The organism is Phenylobacterium sp. (assembly GCF_025934275.1).
Lineage (GTDB): Bacteria > Pseudomonadota > Alphaproteobacteria > Caulobacterales > Caulobacteraceae > Phenylobacterium.
This window is the reverse complement of record NZ_JAICYI010000013.1, coordinates 26,109-41,641: the sequence shown is the minus strand read 5'-3', so window position 1 is coordinate 41,641 and position 15,533 is coordinate 26,109. Positions and strand designations below refer to the sequence as shown.

General features: G+C 69.5%; 16 protein-coding genes. 9 read left to right on the top strand and 7 right to left on the bottom strand.

The genetic code is table 11. From position 1 onward, the window contains the following. Positions 1 to 16 precede the first annotated feature (16 nt). Both Q0W60_RS05205 and Q0W60_RS05200 read right to left on the bottom strand, forming a co-directional pair. On the bottom strand, positions 17 to 586 hold the full coding sequence (locus Q0W60_RS05205; RefSeq protein WP_297693252.1) for an NUDIX domain-containing protein: 570 nt from the start codon (positions 584 to 586) through the stop codon (positions 17 to 19). Positions 587 to 595: 9 nt separating this feature from the next. After that, the gene (locus Q0W60_RS05200) at positions 596 to 1,075 is read right to left on the bottom strand and encodes a Dps family protein (RefSeq protein WP_297693250.1); all 480 of its coding nucleotides are present in this window, start codon (positions 1,073 to 1,075) and stop codon (positions 596 to 598) included. A gap of 177 nt (positions 1,076 to 1,252) precedes the next feature. Between Q0W60_RS05200 and Q0W60_RS05195 the strand changes: the two genes are divergently transcribed. Both Q0W60_RS05195 and Q0W60_RS05190 read left to right on the top strand, forming a co-directional pair. Beyond that, a complete protein-coding gene (locus Q0W60_RS05195) occupies positions 1,253 to 2,509 on the top strand; it encodes an LLM class flavin-dependent oxidoreductase (RefSeq protein WP_297693249.1) in 1,257 nt (418 codons plus the stop codon). Between the two features lie 13 nt (positions 2,510 to 2,522). Then, positions 2,523 to 3,299: an alpha/beta fold hydrolase gene (locus tag Q0W60_RS05190; protein ID WP_297693247.1), complete on the top strand. Its 777-nt coding sequence runs from the start codon at positions 2,523 to 2,525 to the stop codon at positions 3,297 to 3,299. A gap of 3 nt (positions 3,300 to 3,302) precedes the next feature. Here the strand turns inward: Q0W60_RS05190 and Q0W60_RS05185 are convergent, their stop codons facing one another. Further along, positions 3,303 to 4,616: an SLC13 family permease gene (locus tag Q0W60_RS05185; RefSeq protein ID WP_297693245.1), complete on the bottom strand. Its 1,314-nt coding sequence runs from the start codon at positions 4,614 to 4,616 to the stop codon at positions 3,303 to 3,305. Between the two features lie 79 nt (positions 4,617 to 4,695). Here Q0W60_RS05185 and Q0W60_RS05180 point away from each other — a divergent pair, with 79 nt between their 5' ends. Next, positions 4,696 to 5,508 carry a hypothetical protein gene (locus tag Q0W60_RS05180; RefSeq protein WP_297693243.1) on the top strand — a complete coding sequence of 271 codons (813 nt, stop codon included), beginning with the start codon at positions 4,696 to 4,698 and terminating at the stop codon, positions 5,506 to 5,508. On the opposite strand, the gene Q0W60_RS05175 is transcribed toward Q0W60_RS05180, so the two are convergent. Beyond that, positions 5,456 to 6,250, bottom strand: coding sequence for a DUF6065 family protein (locus Q0W60_RS05175; protein WP_297693241.1), 795 nt, complete (start codon positions 6,248 to 6,250; stop codon positions 5,456 to 5,458). The two genes, Q0W60_RS05180 and Q0W60_RS05175, sit on opposite strands and share 53 nt — an antisense overlap. An 85-nt stretch (positions 6,251 to 6,335) precedes the next feature. Between Q0W60_RS05175 and Q0W60_RS05170 the strand changes: the two genes are divergently transcribed. Beyond that, positions 6,336 to 6,908 (top strand): alpha-ketoglutarate-dependent dioxygenase AlkB, encoded by a 573-nt coding sequence (locus tag Q0W60_RS05170; protein ID WP_297693239.1) that lies wholly within the window; start codon positions 6,336 to 6,338, stop codon positions 6,906 to 6,908. Here the strand turns inward: Q0W60_RS05170 and Q0W60_RS05165 are convergent, their stop codons facing one another. Then, entirely contained in the window at positions 6,909 to 9,005 is a 2,097-nt protein-coding gene (locus Q0W60_RS05165) for a PQQ-dependent dehydrogenase, methanol/ethanol family (RefSeq protein WP_297693237.1), read from the bottom strand. It abuts the gene before it with no gap. A 150-nt stretch (positions 9,006 to 9,155) separates the two neighbouring features. On the opposite strand from Q0W60_RS05165, the gene Q0W60_RS05160 reads away from it, so the two are divergent. Further along, positions 9,156 to 10,502: an MFS transporter gene (locus tag Q0W60_RS05160; RefSeq protein WP_297693235.1), complete on the top strand. Its 1,347-nt coding sequence runs from the start codon at positions 9,156 to 9,158 to the stop codon at positions 10,500 to 10,502. Continuing rightward, complete coding sequence (locus Q0W60_RS05155; RefSeq protein WP_297693233.1) at positions 10,499 to 11,830, top strand: MFS transporter; 1,332 nt, start codon at positions 10,499 to 10,501, stop codon at positions 11,828 to 11,830. Before Q0W60_RS05160 ends, Q0W60_RS05155 begins: the two co-directional genes overlap by 4 nt. Here Q0W60_RS05155 and Q0W60_RS05150 read toward each other — a convergent pair. Continuing rightward, positions 11,827 to 12,036 carry a hypothetical protein gene (locus Q0W60_RS05150; protein WP_297693231.1) on the bottom strand — a complete coding sequence of 70 codons (210 nt, stop codon included), beginning with the start codon at positions 12,034 to 12,036 and terminating at the stop codon, positions 11,827 to 11,829. The two genes, Q0W60_RS05155 and Q0W60_RS05150, sit on opposite strands and share 4 nt — an antisense overlap. Positions 12,037 to 12,230: 194 nt before the next feature. Here Q0W60_RS05150 and Q0W60_RS05145 point away from each other — a divergent pair, with 194 nt between their 5' ends. From Q0W60_RS05145 to Q0W60_RS05135, 3 genes are all read left to right on the top strand, one after another. After that, positions 12,231 to 12,647, top strand: a complete 417-nt coding sequence (locus tag Q0W60_RS05145; RefSeq protein WP_297693229.1) for a rubrerythrin family protein — start codon at positions 12,231 to 12,233, stop codon at positions 12,645 to 12,647. 67 nt (positions 12,648 to 12,714) lie between these two features. Then, positions 12,715 to 14,076, top strand: coding sequence for a heterodisulfide reductase-related iron-sulfur binding cluster (locus tag Q0W60_RS05140; RefSeq protein WP_297693227.1), 1,362 nt, complete (start codon positions 12,715 to 12,717; stop codon positions 14,074 to 14,076). An 8-nt stretch (positions 14,077 to 14,084) separates the two neighbouring features. Further along, positions 14,085 to 14,678 (top strand): DUF3501 family protein, encoded by a 594-nt coding sequence (locus Q0W60_RS05135; protein WP_297693225.1) that lies wholly within the window; start codon positions 14,085 to 14,087, stop codon positions 14,676 to 14,678. Between the two features lie 4 nt (positions 14,679 to 14,682). On the opposite strand, the gene Q0W60_RS05130 is transcribed toward Q0W60_RS05135, so the two are convergent. Then, positions 14,683 to 15,486: a sensor histidine kinase gene (locus tag Q0W60_RS05130; protein WP_297693223.1), complete on the bottom strand. Its 804-nt coding sequence runs from the start codon at positions 15,484 to 15,486 to the stop codon at positions 14,683 to 14,685. Between the last annotated feature and the right edge of the window lie 47 nt (positions 15,487 to 15,533).

The window sequence follows — 15,533 nt, the reverse complement described above, 5'->3', positions numbered from 1 at the left end:
TTTTAGCGTGGCGCGCCTACGGCTCAAACAGCCCCGGCCGCCGCACTTTCAGCGCCTGGATCAGGACGAGCGTCTTCATGTCGAGGATCCCGTCGGCTTCCACCGCCCGCCAGAGCGCGTCCAGCCGCGGCTCGACGACCGTGATGTGCTCGTGCTCGTGCGCGGCGCCGCCGCCCGCGGCGATCCGGTCGGCAGCCGCATAGGGCGCCAGGAACAGCTGGATGCGCTCGCTGGAGACGCCGGGCGAGGCGAATGGCGAGCCGACCGGCTCCAGGGCCCCGAGGCGGACGCCCGCCTCCTCCAGCGCCTCGCGCCGGGCGGTGGCCTCCGCCGTCTCGTCCTCGATCATGCCGGCCGGCGCCTCGGTGAGCTCGGGCGGGCCGCCCGCCCAGGCCGCCGGCGCGCGCGGCAGCCTGACCAGCAAGGCGCAGCGTCGATCGGCGTCATAGGGCAGGACCGCGACCGCGTGGCCGTGGTCCTCGATCTCGCGCCGGAACGTCGAGCCGTCCTCGGCCTCGAGCGTCGCCAGCATCAGCGTGACGTAGCCCTTGTAGATGGTCTCGACCCGCTTGATCTCCACAGGCATGCCGCGGCCTCAGCGCCGGCCCAGGCTCGCACGCAGCATCCAGGCGTGCTTCTCGTGGGCGTCGACCCGGTCGTCGATCAGGCTCGCGGTCACGTCGTCGCCGGCGGCATCGGCCGCCGCGCGCGCCTTGCGGGCGGCCGCGACCAGCGCCTCGTGGTCGCGGACCAGCTCGGCCAGCATGGCCTCGGCGCTCTGCTCCGGATCGCCGTCCTGCACGCCCGAAAGGACGGCGAACGCGCGACACCCCTGCGGGGCGAAGGCGCCCAGCGCCCGGATCCGCTCGGCGACCAGATCGATGGCCGCCCACATCTCGGCGTACTGGGTCATGAACAGCTGGTGCAGCGCCGCGAAGTTCGGCCCCTCCACGTTCCAATGATAGCCGTGGGTCTTCAGATAGACGGCGTAGGTGTCGGCGAGCAGGTGCGAAAGCCCGCCGGCGACCTTGCCGCGCCCCTCGGCGTCGATCCCGATGTTGATGTCGTCGGCCATGCCCGTTCTCCTCGCTGTGAACCGCCGTTCTCCGCTTCCGCGCCCCTCCGGTCCAATCGATCTTCCAAGCAATTTGCATAGAGCAGGCCTATGCACGAGTCGGCTTGGCGCCGCCCCGCATTGGGTTATCGTCGTTCACGGAGACCGCCGCGCAGAGAGACGGCCTGGGAGGAGCCCATGAAGTTCACCTGGTTCAACCTGATGCCCTGGCCCTATCTGCCGGACGACTTCCGCGAGACCAACCGCTCGGTATGGGTCGACATCGACCAGCGACTGTTCGACCCGGTGAAGAGCCACGAGGTCTACAACCGCTACATGGACCTCCTGGAGTACGCCGCCTCCCTCGGGTTCGATGGCATCGGGGTCAACGAGCACCACCAGAACGGCTACGGCATCATGCCCTCGCCGAACATCATCGCCGCCGGCCTGGCGCGCCGCACGCAGGACGTGGCGCTGGTGGTGCTGGGCAACTCCATCGCGCTCTACAACCCGCCGGTCCGGGTGGCGGAAGAGTTCGCGATGCTGGACTGCATCTCCGGCGGGCGGCTGGTGGCCGGGTTCCCGGTCGGCACTTCGATGGACACCAACTACTGCTATGGCCAGATCCCCTCGCTGACGCGCGAGAAATACGCCGAGGCGCACGAACTGATCATCAAGGCCTGGACAACCCGCGAGCCGTTCGCCTTCAACGGCCGCTACAACAAGCTGCGGCACGTCAACATCTGGCCGCGGCCGATCCAGCAGCCGCGTCCGCCGGTGCACATCCCGGGCGGCGGCTCGGTCGAGACCTACGACTTCTGCATCGACAACACCTACTCGTACTCCTACCTCAGCTTCACCGGCTACCTCCGCGCCAAGGCGCTGATGGACGGCTACTGGAAGCGGGTCGAGGAGCGCGGCGCCCCGGACAAGAGCCCCTATCGCGCGGGCTTCGCGCAGACGATCTGCGTCGCGGAGACCGACGAGGAGGCCGAGCGCCTCTACGCGCCGCACATCGACTACTTCTACAACCGCTGCCTGCACGTCTATCCGGGATTCGCCGACGCCCCGGGCTACCGCACGATCAAGACCATCCAGTCCGGCGCGCTGTCGCAATACGGCCGCCCGCAGGGCTTCAGCGAGCTCACCTGGAAGGACCTGACCGAGGGGGGGCACGTAATCGCGGGCTCCCCCGAAACCGTGCGCCAGCGGATGGAGGAGCTCGCCAAGGGCCTCCACGTCGGCAACATCTTCTGCCTGATGCATGTCGGGAACATGCCCGCCGAGAAGTGCATGTACTCGACCAAGCTGTTCGCCGAGAAGGTGATGCCGAAGCTCAGGAACATGTTCCCGGAGCACGCCGACGACGAGCGCTTCTGGTGCCACCCGATCAAGCAGGTGAAGCCGGGCTCCTTGCCGGCCGAGCCGCTTCGCGCGCCGATCCCGGCCGAGTGAGGAGAGGACGATCATGGAACTGAAGACCGTCCAGACCCCGCACGCGCCGGTCCGCTACGTCGAAGGCGGATCCGGCCCCGACCTCGTCTTCCTGCACGGCGCCGGCGGCGTGACCGCGGAGGATCCGTTCGTCAATGCGCTGGCCAGGAACCACCACGTCTATGCGCCGCTGGTGCCCGGCTACGGCGACAGCCAGGAAGCGCCCGAGATCCGCGACATGCTGGATTTCACCCTGCACACCTGGGACGTCGTCGCCGCGCTCGGGCTGAAGGATCCGATCCTCGTCGGCCATTCGATGGGCGGGATGATCGCGGCCGAGATGGCCGCCATCCAGCCCAACGACGTCTCGCGCCTGGCGCTGATCGCGCCGGCGGGCCTGTGGGACGACGAGCATCCGATCGTCGACCTCTTCACTATTCTGCCCTACGAAATGCCGGCGCTCCTGTTCCACGACGCCGAGGCGGGCGCGGCGATCCTGACGGCCAACCGCAACGTCGAGGACCCAAACTTCCTGCAGACTTATCTGGTCACCAACGCCCGCCAGCTGGGCATGGCAGGGCGCATCCTGTTCCCTATCCCGGAGCGGGGCCTCGCCAGCCGGCTCTACCGGATCAAGGCGCGCACGGTGCTGGTCTGGGGCGACTCCGACAAGCTGATCCCGCCGACCTACGCCCACGCCTTCAAGAAGGGAATCCAGAGCTGCGAGCTCGTCTCCATCCCTGAGGCGGGACACATGGTGATCGTCGAGAAGACCGACGCGGTGGCCGAGGCGGTGTCGCGGCTCGGCTAGGCGTCAGAATGGAAATGTGGCCGGCAGCGCGGCCATGGCCGTCGCCCAGGTGAGCAGGTTGAGCGGCAGTCCGATGCGCACGAAGTCGAAATAACGGTACCCGCCCATCTGATAGACCAGGACGTTGGTCTGATAGCCGAACGGCGTCGCGAAAGCGGCGCTCGCCGCCAGCATGACCGCGGCCAGGAAAGGCTTGGGGCTCACCGAAAGGCTGTCGGCCAGCGCCACCGCCACCGGGGTCATCAGCACGGCCACCGCGGCGTTGGAGAGCGCCTCCGTGAGCACCAGCGTTACGCCATAGAGCAGGGCGAGCGCCGTGCACGGGCCGAGGCCCTGCACCAGCTGCAGCATGGACGCCGTCGCGCGATCGGCCAGGCCGCTCAGCTGCAGCGCCAGCCCCACGACCACCATGCCGGCGATCAGCAGCAGGATGTCGGGCCGCAGCCCCTTGTAGGCCTCTTCCGGCCGGATGACCCGCAGGACCACGAGCAGGACTGCGCCGGTGAAGGCGGACGATGCGATCGGGGCATAGCCCAGCGCCGCCACCGCGACGACGCCGACGAACACGCCGAGCGAGATCAGCGCGCGCCCGGTGTCGAGCGGCCGGTCCGCCGCCGCGAAGAGGCTGACGTCGCCAAGCGCCACATCGCTGGTCTGCGCGGCCTCCGCGGCGGCGATCGCCTTCGATCGCATGGGGGCGGGGTCGTCCCGTCCGAGGATCGCGCCGCCGAACAGCAGCAGGTAGAGCCCGCCGACCGCCGCCAGGGCGAGCGCCACCGGGGTGATCTCGAAGACCCCGAACGTGGGCTGGCCGGCGTTCCGGGCCATGTCGTTGACCAGGAGGTTCGTCGAGGTGCCGATCAGGGTGCAGCAGCCGCCGAGCACCGTTGCGTAGGAGAGCGGGATCAGGAACCGCCGCGGCGACAGGCCGAGGGAGTGCGCGACGTCGCGGACGACGGGCGAGGCGATCACCACGATCGGCGTGTTGTTTAGGAAGGCGGACGCCGCCCCGCAAAGCACGATGACGATCCACAGCCCTGCCGCCCCGAACACACGGCAGAGCCGCACGGCGTGTCGGATCAGGGCGCCGATGAGGCCGGACAGCTCCATGGCGTAGGCGATCACGAAGAGGGAGGCGAGCGCGATCAGCGCAGGGCTTGCGAACGCACTCTGGATCTCGGCGGGGCGCACCACGCCGGCTCCGACCAGCGCCGCAGCTCCGGCAAGCGCTACGGCGTCGGACCGGAAACGGCCCCAGATCAGGGCGCCGACGACCGCGATCAGGACGGCGAGCGCGACAGCCTGGTCGAAGCTCATCCGCCCATGGATGGGAAGCAATAGGCCAGCGTCAAGCTGCAGGTGTGGGCGTCCGCGCAGCGTCTGCTATCGTCTGGGCATGGTCCCGCGCCACACGTCGACGAGGCCGGCCGTCGCGCTCGCGCTCGCGGCGGCCGCTCTCGTCGCATTGTCGAGCTGCCGACGGGCGGAGCGGCCCGCCCCCGCGCCGGCCCCTGTCCAGCCGCCGGCCGCTGCGGCTCCGGTCCCGCCCCTGGGCCCGGTCGAGCGCGCGCAGCTGATCTCCGCGGCCGCATCGGCTTCCGACGCCTATGCGCTGGGACGGCCCTACCCGCCGGCGCTCGCCGACCTGATCGGCGAGCGTTTCGAGGCGCGCTTGCCGTTCGGCTGCGCGGGGGAAGCGCCTGAGGCCGACGTCGGCTACACCGTCGACGCCAAACGCGGCGCGCTCAGCTTGCAGGCGCGTCCCGAGACCTGGACCACGACGCCCTGGGTGCGCGCCCTCGCCGGCCCCGCCCCCATCGAGGCCATCGAGGGGTTCTGGCTGAGACGGCCCTGGATCGCGTCGGACGCCTGTCCCGCCATCCGCGCGCCCGCGTCGGCGGCCCCTGCGCCGGCCACTCCCGAGACGTTGGGCCTGGCGCGCTTGTTCGCGCCCGGCGAGTCGCGCGTGCTGCGGCACGGCGCGCGCGGCTACGAGGTGGTCAAGAAGATCGAGCCGGGCTTGCTCCGCGTGCAGGGCTTCCGCCTGGTGCTCGCGGGCCGGATCGCCGACTTCGGCGACCGCCAGCCCATCCGGTGCCGCAGCGAGGGGCCCGATCAGCGCCCTGCCTGCCTTGTCGCGGTCGAGTTCGACCGCGTTAGCTTCGAGGACCCGGTGAGCGGCCAGGTCCTGGCGGAGTGGCGGAATTGACATTCGAAGACTCCTTCTCCGGCGTCTTCAATCGGCGCTTGTTGACGTGGCTTTCGACCTTGCCGCCTTCGAGCGTCTCGCCGCGGAAGTAGAACTTCTGCCAGGACCGCTTGAGGGCCTCGGGATCGCCCGCCTTCAGCTGCTGGTTGAACTCGGCGCGCGAGCTCGACCAGGTCTCGTATTCCCGCTTCAGCTCGGGCTCGCTCTCCAGCGTCCGGATGACCGGCTCGAATCCCTCCAGCCGATTGTGCTCCACCACATTGATGAAACAGAAGGGTTCGTCCTTCTCGAAGCGGATGCGCCCGGGCGCCGTGAACAGCCAGTTCATGGTGAAGGGGAAGGGCAGCCAGTCGGTCTCCACCAGCCCGGTCAGCGGCTGGATGCCGTGCTTGACGTGATTGGGCGGTCCGCCCGCCAGCACGGCCCAGCCCGGCTGAGTGCGGAAGAGATACCCCGTATGGAAGGTCAGCGTCCCGTAGGCGAAGTGGGACATGACGATGTGGCTCGCCTCCTTCAGCGGCGGATCCGGCAGGATGCGGATCGCGTTCGTGCCCGTTCCGCCGTTCCACTCGGCGGTGAAGCCGAACGGGCAGAGGATTTCCCAGCCGGTGGTGTTGGCCATGGTGAGCGGCAGGCAGCGATAGGGGGCGCGACCCGCGAAACCGTCCATCCATTTCCGCTCGGGCCGGCCGGGGATCATCTTCGGCGGCTCGGCCATGGTGGTGAAGCATTCCAGCTGCATGCGTCCTAACCTGCCTTTTTCCGTCCCCGGTTCAAGGCGGCAATCCTAGCATCGCGGCGCCGGGCCGCAGCGTTAGGATGCGGCCATGGCCAGAGCCGCCGCCCAGCAGCCCAGTCTTTTCTCTGACCTGCCGGAAGGCATGGTCTACCGGTCGGAATTCGTCTCACCCGAAGAGGAGGCCGAGCTCGCCGGCTGGCTTGCGACGCTGCCCTTCGAGCCCTTCCAGTTCCGCGGCTACGAGGGCCGGCGGCAGGTGGTCTCGTTCGGCTGGAAGTACGACTTCAACCGCACCCACCTCGAGAAGGCCGAGGGCCTGCCGCCGCAGCTCGTCGCGGTGCGGGCGAGGGCCGCCGCGCTCGCCGGCCACCGCGCGGAAGACATGCAGCAGGTGCTGATCAACAAGTACGAGCCGGGCGCCCCGATCGGCTGGCACCGCGACCGCCCGGTGTTCGCCGAGGTCGTCGGCGTCTCGCTGCTCGCGCCCTGCGCGTTCCGCCTGCGGCGGCGCACGCCGCAGGGCTTCGAGCGGAAGGCGATCACCCTGGCCCCACGCTCCGCCTACCTGCTCTCCGGGCCGGCGCGCACCGACTGGGAACACTCGATCCCGCCCGCAGCGCAGCTCCGCTACTCGATCACGTTTCGCAACTTCCGCAGCTGACTACTGCGCGTGCCCGCTCGCCACCACGTGGGCGGCGGAATCGGTGCGGGCTTTCCAGAGCAGGTAGGCGCGGACGTCCTCGACGTCGCCTTCGTTCAGGAACCGGCTGAACGGCGCCATCCCCTGATCCTTCTTGGCGCCGTCGAACACGATGGCCCTGAAGCCCGCCTGGCTCAGGATCGCGGGCGAGCGCGGCAGGTTGGGCAGGAAGACGCCGCCGCCGTGGCACGTCCCGCAGAACTGGCCGTAGAGCCTCGCGCCGTGATCGGCGTCGCCCTTCGACGGCTCGGCGGCGGTCAGGTCCAGCGGCGGCGGCGTCACGGGGGCCGGATAGGCTGCCGGCTTCACCGTCCCGCCGAGCTTGAAGACCAGGAGGCGGCCCTTGCGCCGCGGCTGGTCGCCGCCCATGCCGCCCGCGCCGCCGTAGCCCACCATCAGCGCGACGTACTGCTGGCCATCGAGAGCGTAGGTCATGGCCGGCGCAATCGCATTCGCGCCGGTGTCGTAGGTCCAGAGCGGCTTGCCGCTGGCCGCATCGTACGCCGCGAGCTCGTGGCCCGCGGCGTGGAAGACCAGCCCGCCGCCGGTGGCGAGCACGCCGCTCGTCCACGACTGCGGATAGCGGACCGTCCAGCGCGGCTTCGCCGCCGCTGGATCCCAGGCGATCAGCTCGCCCATCGGAGGCTCGCGCGTTGTCGCGGCCGCAGCCGCCGGCGCAGCAAGCTTGGCGGCGGAAGGTCCGCCCGCGGCGCGCCGCATGCCCGTGTTCCAGGCGCCCTGTTCGAAGGTGAAGCCCTGCGCGTCGGCATAGGAGCCGCGGCTGACCATGGCCGGGATGTAGACCAGGCACTGCTTCGGGCTGTAGGCCATCGGTTGCCAGTTGTGGCCGCCGAGCGCGCCGGAGCGTTGGTGGCTCTCGCTGTCGCCGGCATACCGCGCGCCGGGCGCCTCCACGGGCCGTCCGGTGTGCATGTCGATCTTGGTCGCCCAGTCCACGGGCACGAATTTCTCGGCCGAGATCAGCTTCCCGCTCGCCGCGTCGAGCACATAGAAGAAGCCGTTCTTGTTGGCCTGCATCAGCACGTGACGCGTCTGTCCGCCGACCGGCACGTCCGCCACCATGAGCTGCTCGACGGCGTCGTAGTCCCAGGCGTCGCGCGGGGTGGTCTGGTAGTGCCAGGCGTAGGCGCCGGTGTCGGCGTGCAGCGCTACGATGGAGGCGGCGAACAGGTTGTCACCTTTGCCGCCGGTGCGGATGGTGTCGCTCCAGGGCCCGGCGTTTCCCGTGCCGGTGTAGATCAAATCGGTCGTTGGATCGTAGGTGATGGCGTTCCACGGCGTCGCGCCGCCGCCGTTCTTCTTCCAGGCGCCCTCATTCCAGGTCTTTGCCGCCAGCGTCCGCATGATCGGATCGGAGGCGGCGTTATCCGGCGCGCCGGTCGGATTGGGGGTCATCTGGAAGCGCCACTTCAGGGCGCCGGTGGCGGCGTCATAGGCCGAGAGATAGCCGCGGACCGGGTATTCCGCCCCGCCGTTGCCGATCAGGATCATGCCCTTCACGGCGCGCGGCGCGCCGGTGATGGTGTAGGGCTGACGGGGGTCGGTGGTCTGGACGGTCCAGCGGACCAGGCCGGTGCGCGCGTCGAGCGCGATCAGCCGTCCGTCGATCGTGCCCACGTAGACGCGGCCCTTCCAGAGCGCGACGCCGCGGTTGACCACGTCGCAGCAGGCGTTGAAGCCCTTCTCTCCGGGGACCTGCGGATCGAAGGCCCACAGCCGCTTGCCCGTGCGCGCGTCGAAGGCGAAGACCTTCGACCAGGCGGTGGTGGTGTAGAGCACGCCATCGGATTCCAGCGGCGTCGCCTCCTGGCCGCGGCTGGTGTCGAAGCTCGCCCACCAGGCGACGCCCAGCTTGCCCACGGTCTGAGGGTTGATCTGCGCGAGCGGCGAAAAGCGCTGCTCGTCATAGGTCCGGCCATAGGTCAGCCACTCGTTGGGGTCTGCGGCGCCGATGCGGGCCGCGTCCACCGGCCGCTGGCACCCGGCCAGCGCGATGGCTGCGCAGAGCGCGGCCGCAACCGAAACCCGAGCTCTCATCCTGGACGTCCCCGACGTTTTTTCTTTGGAGCTTCGCAAAGAATTCGCCTCGCGGCGAGAGGTGATCCGCCGCCGTTGCGCCCGCCCGGCGAACTCGGCCATGCTCACCGGCCAGAGCCGGCGTGAGACCGGCTGTTCGGGAGGATGCTCTTGGCCAACACAGCGACCAGCGCCGCGGCGGCAGGCGCGACGCCCACGCCCGCTTCACCCGCGACCTTGCGCAAGGTGATCCTGGGCAGCCTGATCGGCACCACGATCGAATGGTATGATTTTTTCCTCTACGGGACGGCCGCGGCCCTGGTGTTCGGCAAGCTGTTCTTCCCGAAGGCTGATCCGCTGACCGCGACCATGGCCTCGTTCGCCACCTATGCGCTGGGTTTCGCCGCCCGGCCGCTGGGCGGGATCGTCTTCGGCCATTTCGGCGACCGGATCGGGCGCAAGCGCCTGCTGATGATCAGCCTGGTGCTGATGGGCGCCTCGACGGCGGCCATCGGCCTCTTGCCGACCTATGCCGCGATCGGCGCCGCCGCCCCGATCGCCTTGACCCTGCTCCGGCTGATCCAGGGCTTCGCCGTGGGCGGCGAATGGGGCGGGGCGGTGCTGATGGCGGCGGAGTATGGGACCGCGAAGGACCGCGGGACCTGGGCGGGCTGGCCGCAAGTCGGCGTGCCGGCCGGCAACCTGCTGGCCGCGGGCATCCTGGCGATCATGGCGGCGACGCAGACCGACGCCCAGTTCGCGGCCTGGGGCTGGCGGGTGCCCTTCCTGCTCTCGGTGGTGCTGGTCGCGATCGGCTGGTGGGTGCGGGTCTCGCTGGAGGAGACGCCGGTCTTTCAGGCGTTGGCCAAGAAAGAGGACTCGCTTCCGCGCGCCCCGCTCCTGGAGGCGTTTCGCAGGCGACCCGGCGGCATCGCCATCGGCGCGGGCCTGCGGGTCGGCGAGAACGTCTGCTACTACGTGCTGACCGCCTTCTCGATCACCTACCTCACCGAAGTCAGCCACTTCTCGAAAGCCTTGGCGCTGAACGCCCTGCTGGCGGGCGCCGCCGTCGAGTGCTTCGCGATGCCGTTCTTCTCCTGGCTGTCCGATCGGATCGGCCGGCGTCCCGTCTATGCGATCGGCGCCGCCGGCCAGGCGCTCTGGGCGTTCGCCTTCTTCCGGATGCTGGACACCGGGGCGACCCCCATGGTGCTGGCCGCGGTGATCGTGGGGCTGGTGTTCCACGGGGCGATGTACGGACCGCAGGCGGCGTTCATCGCCGAGCTGTTCCCGACCCGCTTCCGCTACTCCGGCGCGTCGTTCGCCTATCAGTTCACCTCGATCTTCGCGGGCTCGCTCGCCCCGATCATCGCGCTGGCGCTGTTCAAGGCGACCAAGTCGGCGACGCCGATCGCGATCTACGTGTTCGTGGCTTGCGCGATCAGCGTGGTCGCGGCGCTGATGGCGCGCGAGACCAAGGGCCGGAGCTTCGCCGAGATCGACGCGGAGACCGCATGACCAGCGCCGCCGTCGGAATGGCGGCAGAGGCCCCGGAGAGGCCGATCTCCATCGGCGCCCGCCGCAGGGCGGTGTTCGGGGCCGCGATAGGCACCACCATCGAGTGGTACGACTTCCTGCTCTACGCCACGGCCGCGGCCCTGGTGTTCGGCAAGCTGTTCTTCCCCGGGGCCGATCCGCTCACCGGGGCCATGGCGTCCTTCGCGACCTATGCGATCGGCTTCCTGGCGAGGCCCCTCGGTGCGGTGGTGTTCGGCCACTTCGGCGACCGGATCGGGCGCAAGCGCCTGCTGATGCTGTCGCTGTTCCTGATGGGCGGGGCGACGTTCGCGATCGGGCTCCTGCCGACCTTCGCCACGGTGGGCGTGGCGGCGCCGGTCCTGCTCACCCTCCTTCGGCTGCTGCAGGGCTTTGGGCTGGGCGGCGAATGGGCGGGAGCGGTCCTGATGGCGGCGGAATACGCCGATGCGCCGCGGCGCGGCTTCTGGTGCGGCCTGGTGCAGGCCGGCGGGGCGCTCGGCAACCTGCTCGCGACCGCGATCCTGGCGGTGCTGGCGGCCGTCCAGAGCGACCACGACTTCCTGGCCTGGGGTTGGCGGGTGCCGTTCCTGGTCTCGATCGTGCTGATCGGCGTGGGACTCTGGGTTCGCTTCTCGATCGCCGAAAGTCCGGTGTTCGATCAGGCGCGATCGGAAGGCGGCGTCCACCGCGCGCCCGTGCTGGAGGCGCTGCGGACGCGCCCGGCGGGCATGGCGCTCGGCTCGGCGCTCAAGCTCGCGGAGAACATCTCCTATTACGTGATGACCGCCTTCGCGATCACCTATGTCACCGAGGTCCTGAAGCTGCCGCGCACGGTGGCGCTTGATGCAGTCCTTGCCGGCGGGGTCGCCGGGGCTATCAGCATGCCCCTGTGGTCGATCCTTTCAGACCGCATCGGCCGGCGGCCGGTCTATGCCTTCGGGGCGGCGGGCGTGGCGCTCTGGCTGTTCGCCTTCTTCCCGCTGGTCAGGACGGGCGCGCCCGCGATCATCGCCTTCGCCGTCGTGGCGGGGGTCACCATTCATTCCGCCATGAACGGCCCGCAGGGCGCCTTCATCGCCGAGCTCTTCCCGACCCGTGTGCGCTACTCGGGCGCGTCCCTCTCCTATCAGCTGCCGGCGGTGATCGGCGGTTCGCTCGCCCCGATCATCTCCATCGGCCTGCTCAAGGCGACCGGCTCGACGACCGCCATTTCGGCCTATGTCGCGGCGGCCTGCGCGATCACTTTCATCGCGACGCTGATCGCGCGCGAGACCAGGGGCCGATCATTCCGGGAGATCGACGCCTAGCGGTCGCCCTGCATGCCGCGGCCCCGCTCGGCGGTCTCCTTGCGGGCGCGCTCCAGCTCCTCGCCTTCCGGGCCGTCGAGGGCGTCCTCGGCGTCCTTGGCTTTCTTCTCGTAGCCGCCCTTCTCCACGAATTCGCGCTCCTCGGCGTCGAACTTGCGCGCCGCGTCGTAATTGCCTTCGCCCTGGATCTTGTCCTTGCCGGCCATCTTGGTCTCCCTGAGCTCTTCGCCCGAGGAAGCGCGCCCGGCCGCCGGCGGTTCCCCAGGGCGGCCGCCGGACCGAATAGAGTAATTCTATCACAGATATCGAAATAAACGATTGGCTCTATGCGTCCCGGAAGCCTAGTCCAGTTCCTCCAGGCCTGCGCGCCGCGCGGGCCGGATGAGCACAGGAGACGACGATGAGCCTCGCCAGCAGCAAGACGGTGGACAACCTCAAGGCGGCGTTCGCCGGCGAGAGCCAGGCGAACCGCCGCTATCTCTATTTCGCCCAGAAAGCCGACGTCGAAGGCTACAACGACGTCGCCGCCGTGTTCCGCTCGACGGCGGAAGGCGAGACCGGCCACGCCCATGGCCACCTCGAGTTCCTGGAGGCGGTCGGCGATCCCGCGACCGGCCTGCCGATCGGCGGCACCTCGCTGAACCTGAAGGCCGCCATCGCCGGCGAGACCCACGAGTACACCGACATGTACCCCGGCATGGCGCGCACCGCCCGCGACGAAGGTTTCGACGAGATCGCCGACTGGTTCGAGACGCTGGCCAAGGCCGAGAAGTCCCACGCCGGCCGCTTCCAGCGCGCGCTCGACCAGCTGGACTAATCCCGATCTGTCATCCCGGATAGCCGCTGGCGGCGTCCGGGACGACGTCGGGAGTTGGCGGTGATGCGTGAGTGAAGACGGCAAGGACCCGCGGCGGGAGGGCAGCCTGGAAGCGCCGTTTCGGCGGCCGATCGCCTGGCGCGACGACGACTACTACGACCTGGAGAAGGTCCATGCCGAGCTGCAGCGCCAGTTCGACGTCTGTCACACCTGCCGCCGCTGCTTCAACCTGTGCGACACCTTCCCGCGCCTGTTCGACGCCATCGACGAGGGCCCGACCGGCGAGATCGACGGGATCGGCCCCAAGGAGCACGCCCACGTCGAGGAAGCCTGCACGCTTTGCGACATGTGCTTCCTGACCAAGTGCCCCTATGTGCCGCCGCACCCGTTCGACATCGACATCCCGCACCTTATCCTGAGGTACCGCGCCGCTAGGCGCCGGGCCGGCGAGCGCGAATTCGTGCGTGAGCAGCTGGGCCGCACGGATCGCAACGGCCGGCTCGCAAAACCGGTGGCGCCGGTCGCCAACTGGGCGAGCGCGCGCAAGAACACCCCGCTTCGCAAGCTCCTGGAGGCGATCGCCAAGATCGACGCCGAGGCCGAGCTGCCGCGCTACCATTCCAAAACCGCCGAGGACCGGCTGAAACGCGCCATCCCGCCGAACCCGCAAGGCCCCGCCTACGGCCAGCGCAAGGTCGCGGTCTATGCGACGTGCTACGTCGACTACAACAAGCCCGACACCGCCGTGGCCGCCGCCAAGGTGCTGGCTCACCAGGGCTGCGAAGTCGAACTGGTCTATCCGGAGTGCTGCGGCATGCCGGAGCTGGAGGCGGGCAATGTGGGCGACGTGGCGGCGCGCGCCGAGCGTGTGGCCAGGGCCTTCGCGCCTTACGTCGATCAGGGGTTCGAGATCGTGGCGCTGACGGCCAGCTGCGGGCTGATGATGAAGTTCGAATGGCCGCTGATGGCGCCGGAGAGCCCGGCCGTCATGGCGCTGTCGCGGGCGACGCGGGACGTAAGCGAGTATGTCGTCGAACTGAACCGGGCGTTCGGCCTCACGGCGGGCCTTAGCGCCGTCGCAGGCGGCGTCACCATCCATCACGCCTGCCATGCGCGGGCCCAGAACATGGGCGCGAAATCGGCCGAGATGCTGCGGCTGATCCCGGACACCGCCGTCGAGCTGGTCGAGCGCTGCTCCGGCCACGGCGGCACCTTCGGCGTGATGCAGGAGACCTTCCCGGTGGCGGTCAAGGTCGGCAAGCCGGCGGCCCGCGCGATCGCGCAGAAGGGCGCGGAGACCCTCTGCTCTGACTGCCCGCTCGCCTGCAAGCATCTGGGCCAACTCCTGGAGACCGAGCTTGCGGACGGCAGGAGCCCGCCCCGCCAGGCGCACCCGATCGAGATCATGGCCGAAGCCTACGGCCTCTAGAGGACCCCATGCCGAGAGACGCACGAGAGATCATCCCGCAGGACCTGCTGACAGACGCGGAGTTCGCCAAGGTCAGGCGCGAGCGCCGCGCGGCGCTGCTGCCCCTCAAGCGACTCCGCCGCATCGAGCTCGGGCCGATCTGCACGGTTCATTTCGAGTGCTACGAGACGATGCTCTTCCAGATCCAGGAGATGCTGCTGATCGAGAAGGGCGGGGACGAACAGGTGCCGGACGAGCTGGCCGCCTACAACCCGCTGATCCCCAACGGCTCGGAGCTGGTGGCCACGATCATGTTCGAGATCGACGATCCCGTTCGGCGGGCGGCGACGCTCGCCAGGCTCGGCGGCGTCGAGGACCGCTTCTTCCTGCAGGTGGGCGACGACCGGATCCGCGGCGTCCCCGAAGGTGACGTGGAGCGCACACGCGAGGACGGCAAGGCCTCCTCCGTCCATTTCGTCCGATTCCCGCTGGAGGCGCAGCACCTCGCCCGTTTCCGCGATCCGGCGACGACCATCCTCGTGGGCTGCGACCACGAGCACTATAGCCATCTGGCGGGGATCTCGCCCGCCACGCGCGCCGAGCTCAGCCGGGACTTCGCCTGAGACGTCAGCCGTCGTTCCAGCTCGCGAAGGACCGCTCGATCGAGGCGGTGGCCGGAGCGATGGGGATCTGGAAGGTGAACCGGGCGCCGCCGAGCGTCCCGGCGCTCATCCGTCCGCCCAACTGCCGGAGGATGGCATCGATGATGCTCATGCCAAGGCCCTGGCGCGACGCATCGGGGTGGCAGCCCAGGCCGCGTCCGTCGTCCGCCACCACCAGGCTCACCACTCCGCCGGCCGCCCGGCTCTCGATCCGCAGGCGGCCGCCGTCGGCGCCATAGGCGTGCTTCCTGGCGTTGATCGCGCACTCGTTCACCAACAGGCCGATCTGCTGCGCCGCCTGGGCCGGCAGCCGCACTGGGTCAGCCTCGAGCTCGCAGGCGAGGCCGACCGCAGCGCCGATCACCGGGCAGAGGTCGCGCAGGAAGTCGGCGAGGTCCACGAACGCCTGTGGGTCACTGAGGCTCAGGAACCGGTGCAGCTGACCGACGGCGGCCAGGCGCGCCATCGCCTCGTCGAGGGCCGCGTGGGTTTCGGATTCGGCTGCGCGCACACGCTGGAGCCCCAGCACGTCAATGGCGAGCTGCAGGCTGTTGGCTATCCGGTGGTTCAGCTCGCGGACCTCCCAGTCGGCAGCCCGGTCGGTCGCAGGCTCCAGCTCGCGCTCGCGACGGAAGGCGATGAAGGGCTGCAGATGGTCCATGTGACACGCCTCGTGCGCCGCGCCGGCCTCGCGCGCGCCGGATCGATGGCGTCCCTCGCCGCCCACCGAGCAGTAGAAATTCGGCGAAAGCTTGGCGGAAGACTTCACGGGATCGAGATTTACCGAAGATTTACTAAATCGCGCGCGCGGCAACC

What these genes read in the sequence shown, in the direction of transcription:
- Q0W60_RS05205 (WP_297693252.1), bottom strand. Translation starts at nt 586, where the DNA reads ATGCCTGTGGAGATCAAGCGGGTCGAGACCATCTACAAGGGCTACGTC.
- Q0W60_RS05200 (WP_297693250.1), bottom strand. Translation starts at nt 1,075, where the DNA reads ATGGCCGACGACATCAACATCGGGATCGACGCCGAGGGGCGCGGCAAG.
- Q0W60_RS05195 (WP_297693249.1), top strand. Translation starts at nt 1,253, where the DNA reads ATGAAGTTCACCTGGTTCAACCTGATGCCCTGGCCCTATCTGCCGGAC.
- Q0W60_RS05190 (WP_297693247.1), top strand. Translation starts at nt 2,523, where the DNA reads ATGGAACTGAAGACCGTCCAGACCCCGCACGCGCCGGTCCGCTACGTC.
- Q0W60_RS05185 (WP_297693245.1), bottom strand. Translation starts at nt 4,616, where the DNA reads ATGAGCTTCGACCAGGCTGTCGCGCTCGCCGTCCTGATCGCGGTCGTC.
- Q0W60_RS05180 (WP_297693243.1), top strand. Translation starts at nt 4,696, where the DNA reads ATGGTCCCGCGCCACACGTCGACGAGGCCGGCCGTCGCGCTCGCGCTC.
- Q0W60_RS05175 (WP_297693241.1), bottom strand. Translation starts at nt 6,250, where the DNA reads ATGCAGCTGGAATGCTTCACCACCATGGCCGAGCCGCCGAAGATGATC.
- Q0W60_RS05170 (WP_297693239.1), top strand. Translation starts at nt 6,336, where the DNA reads ATGGCCAGAGCCGCCGCCCAGCAGCCCAGTCTTTTCTCTGACCTGCCG.
- Q0W60_RS05165 (WP_297693237.1), bottom strand. Translation starts at nt 9,005, where the DNA reads ATGAGAGCTCGGGTTTCGGTTGCGGCCGCGCTCTGCGCAGCCATCGCG.
- Q0W60_RS05155 (WP_297693233.1), top strand. Translation starts at nt 10,499, where the DNA reads ATGACCAGCGCCGCCGTCGGAATGGCGGCAGAGGCCCCGGAGAGGCCG.
- Q0W60_RS05150 (WP_297693231.1), bottom strand. Translation starts at nt 12,036, where the DNA reads ATGGCCGGCAAGGACAAGATCCAGGGCGAAGGCAATTACGACGCGGCG.
- Q0W60_RS05145 (WP_297693229.1), top strand. Translation starts at nt 12,231, where the DNA reads ATGAGCCTCGCCAGCAGCAAGACGGTGGACAACCTCAAGGCGGCGTTC.
- Q0W60_RS05135 (WP_297693225.1), top strand. Translation starts at nt 14,085, where the DNA reads ATGCCGAGAGACGCACGAGAGATCATCCCGCAGGACCTGCTGACAGAC.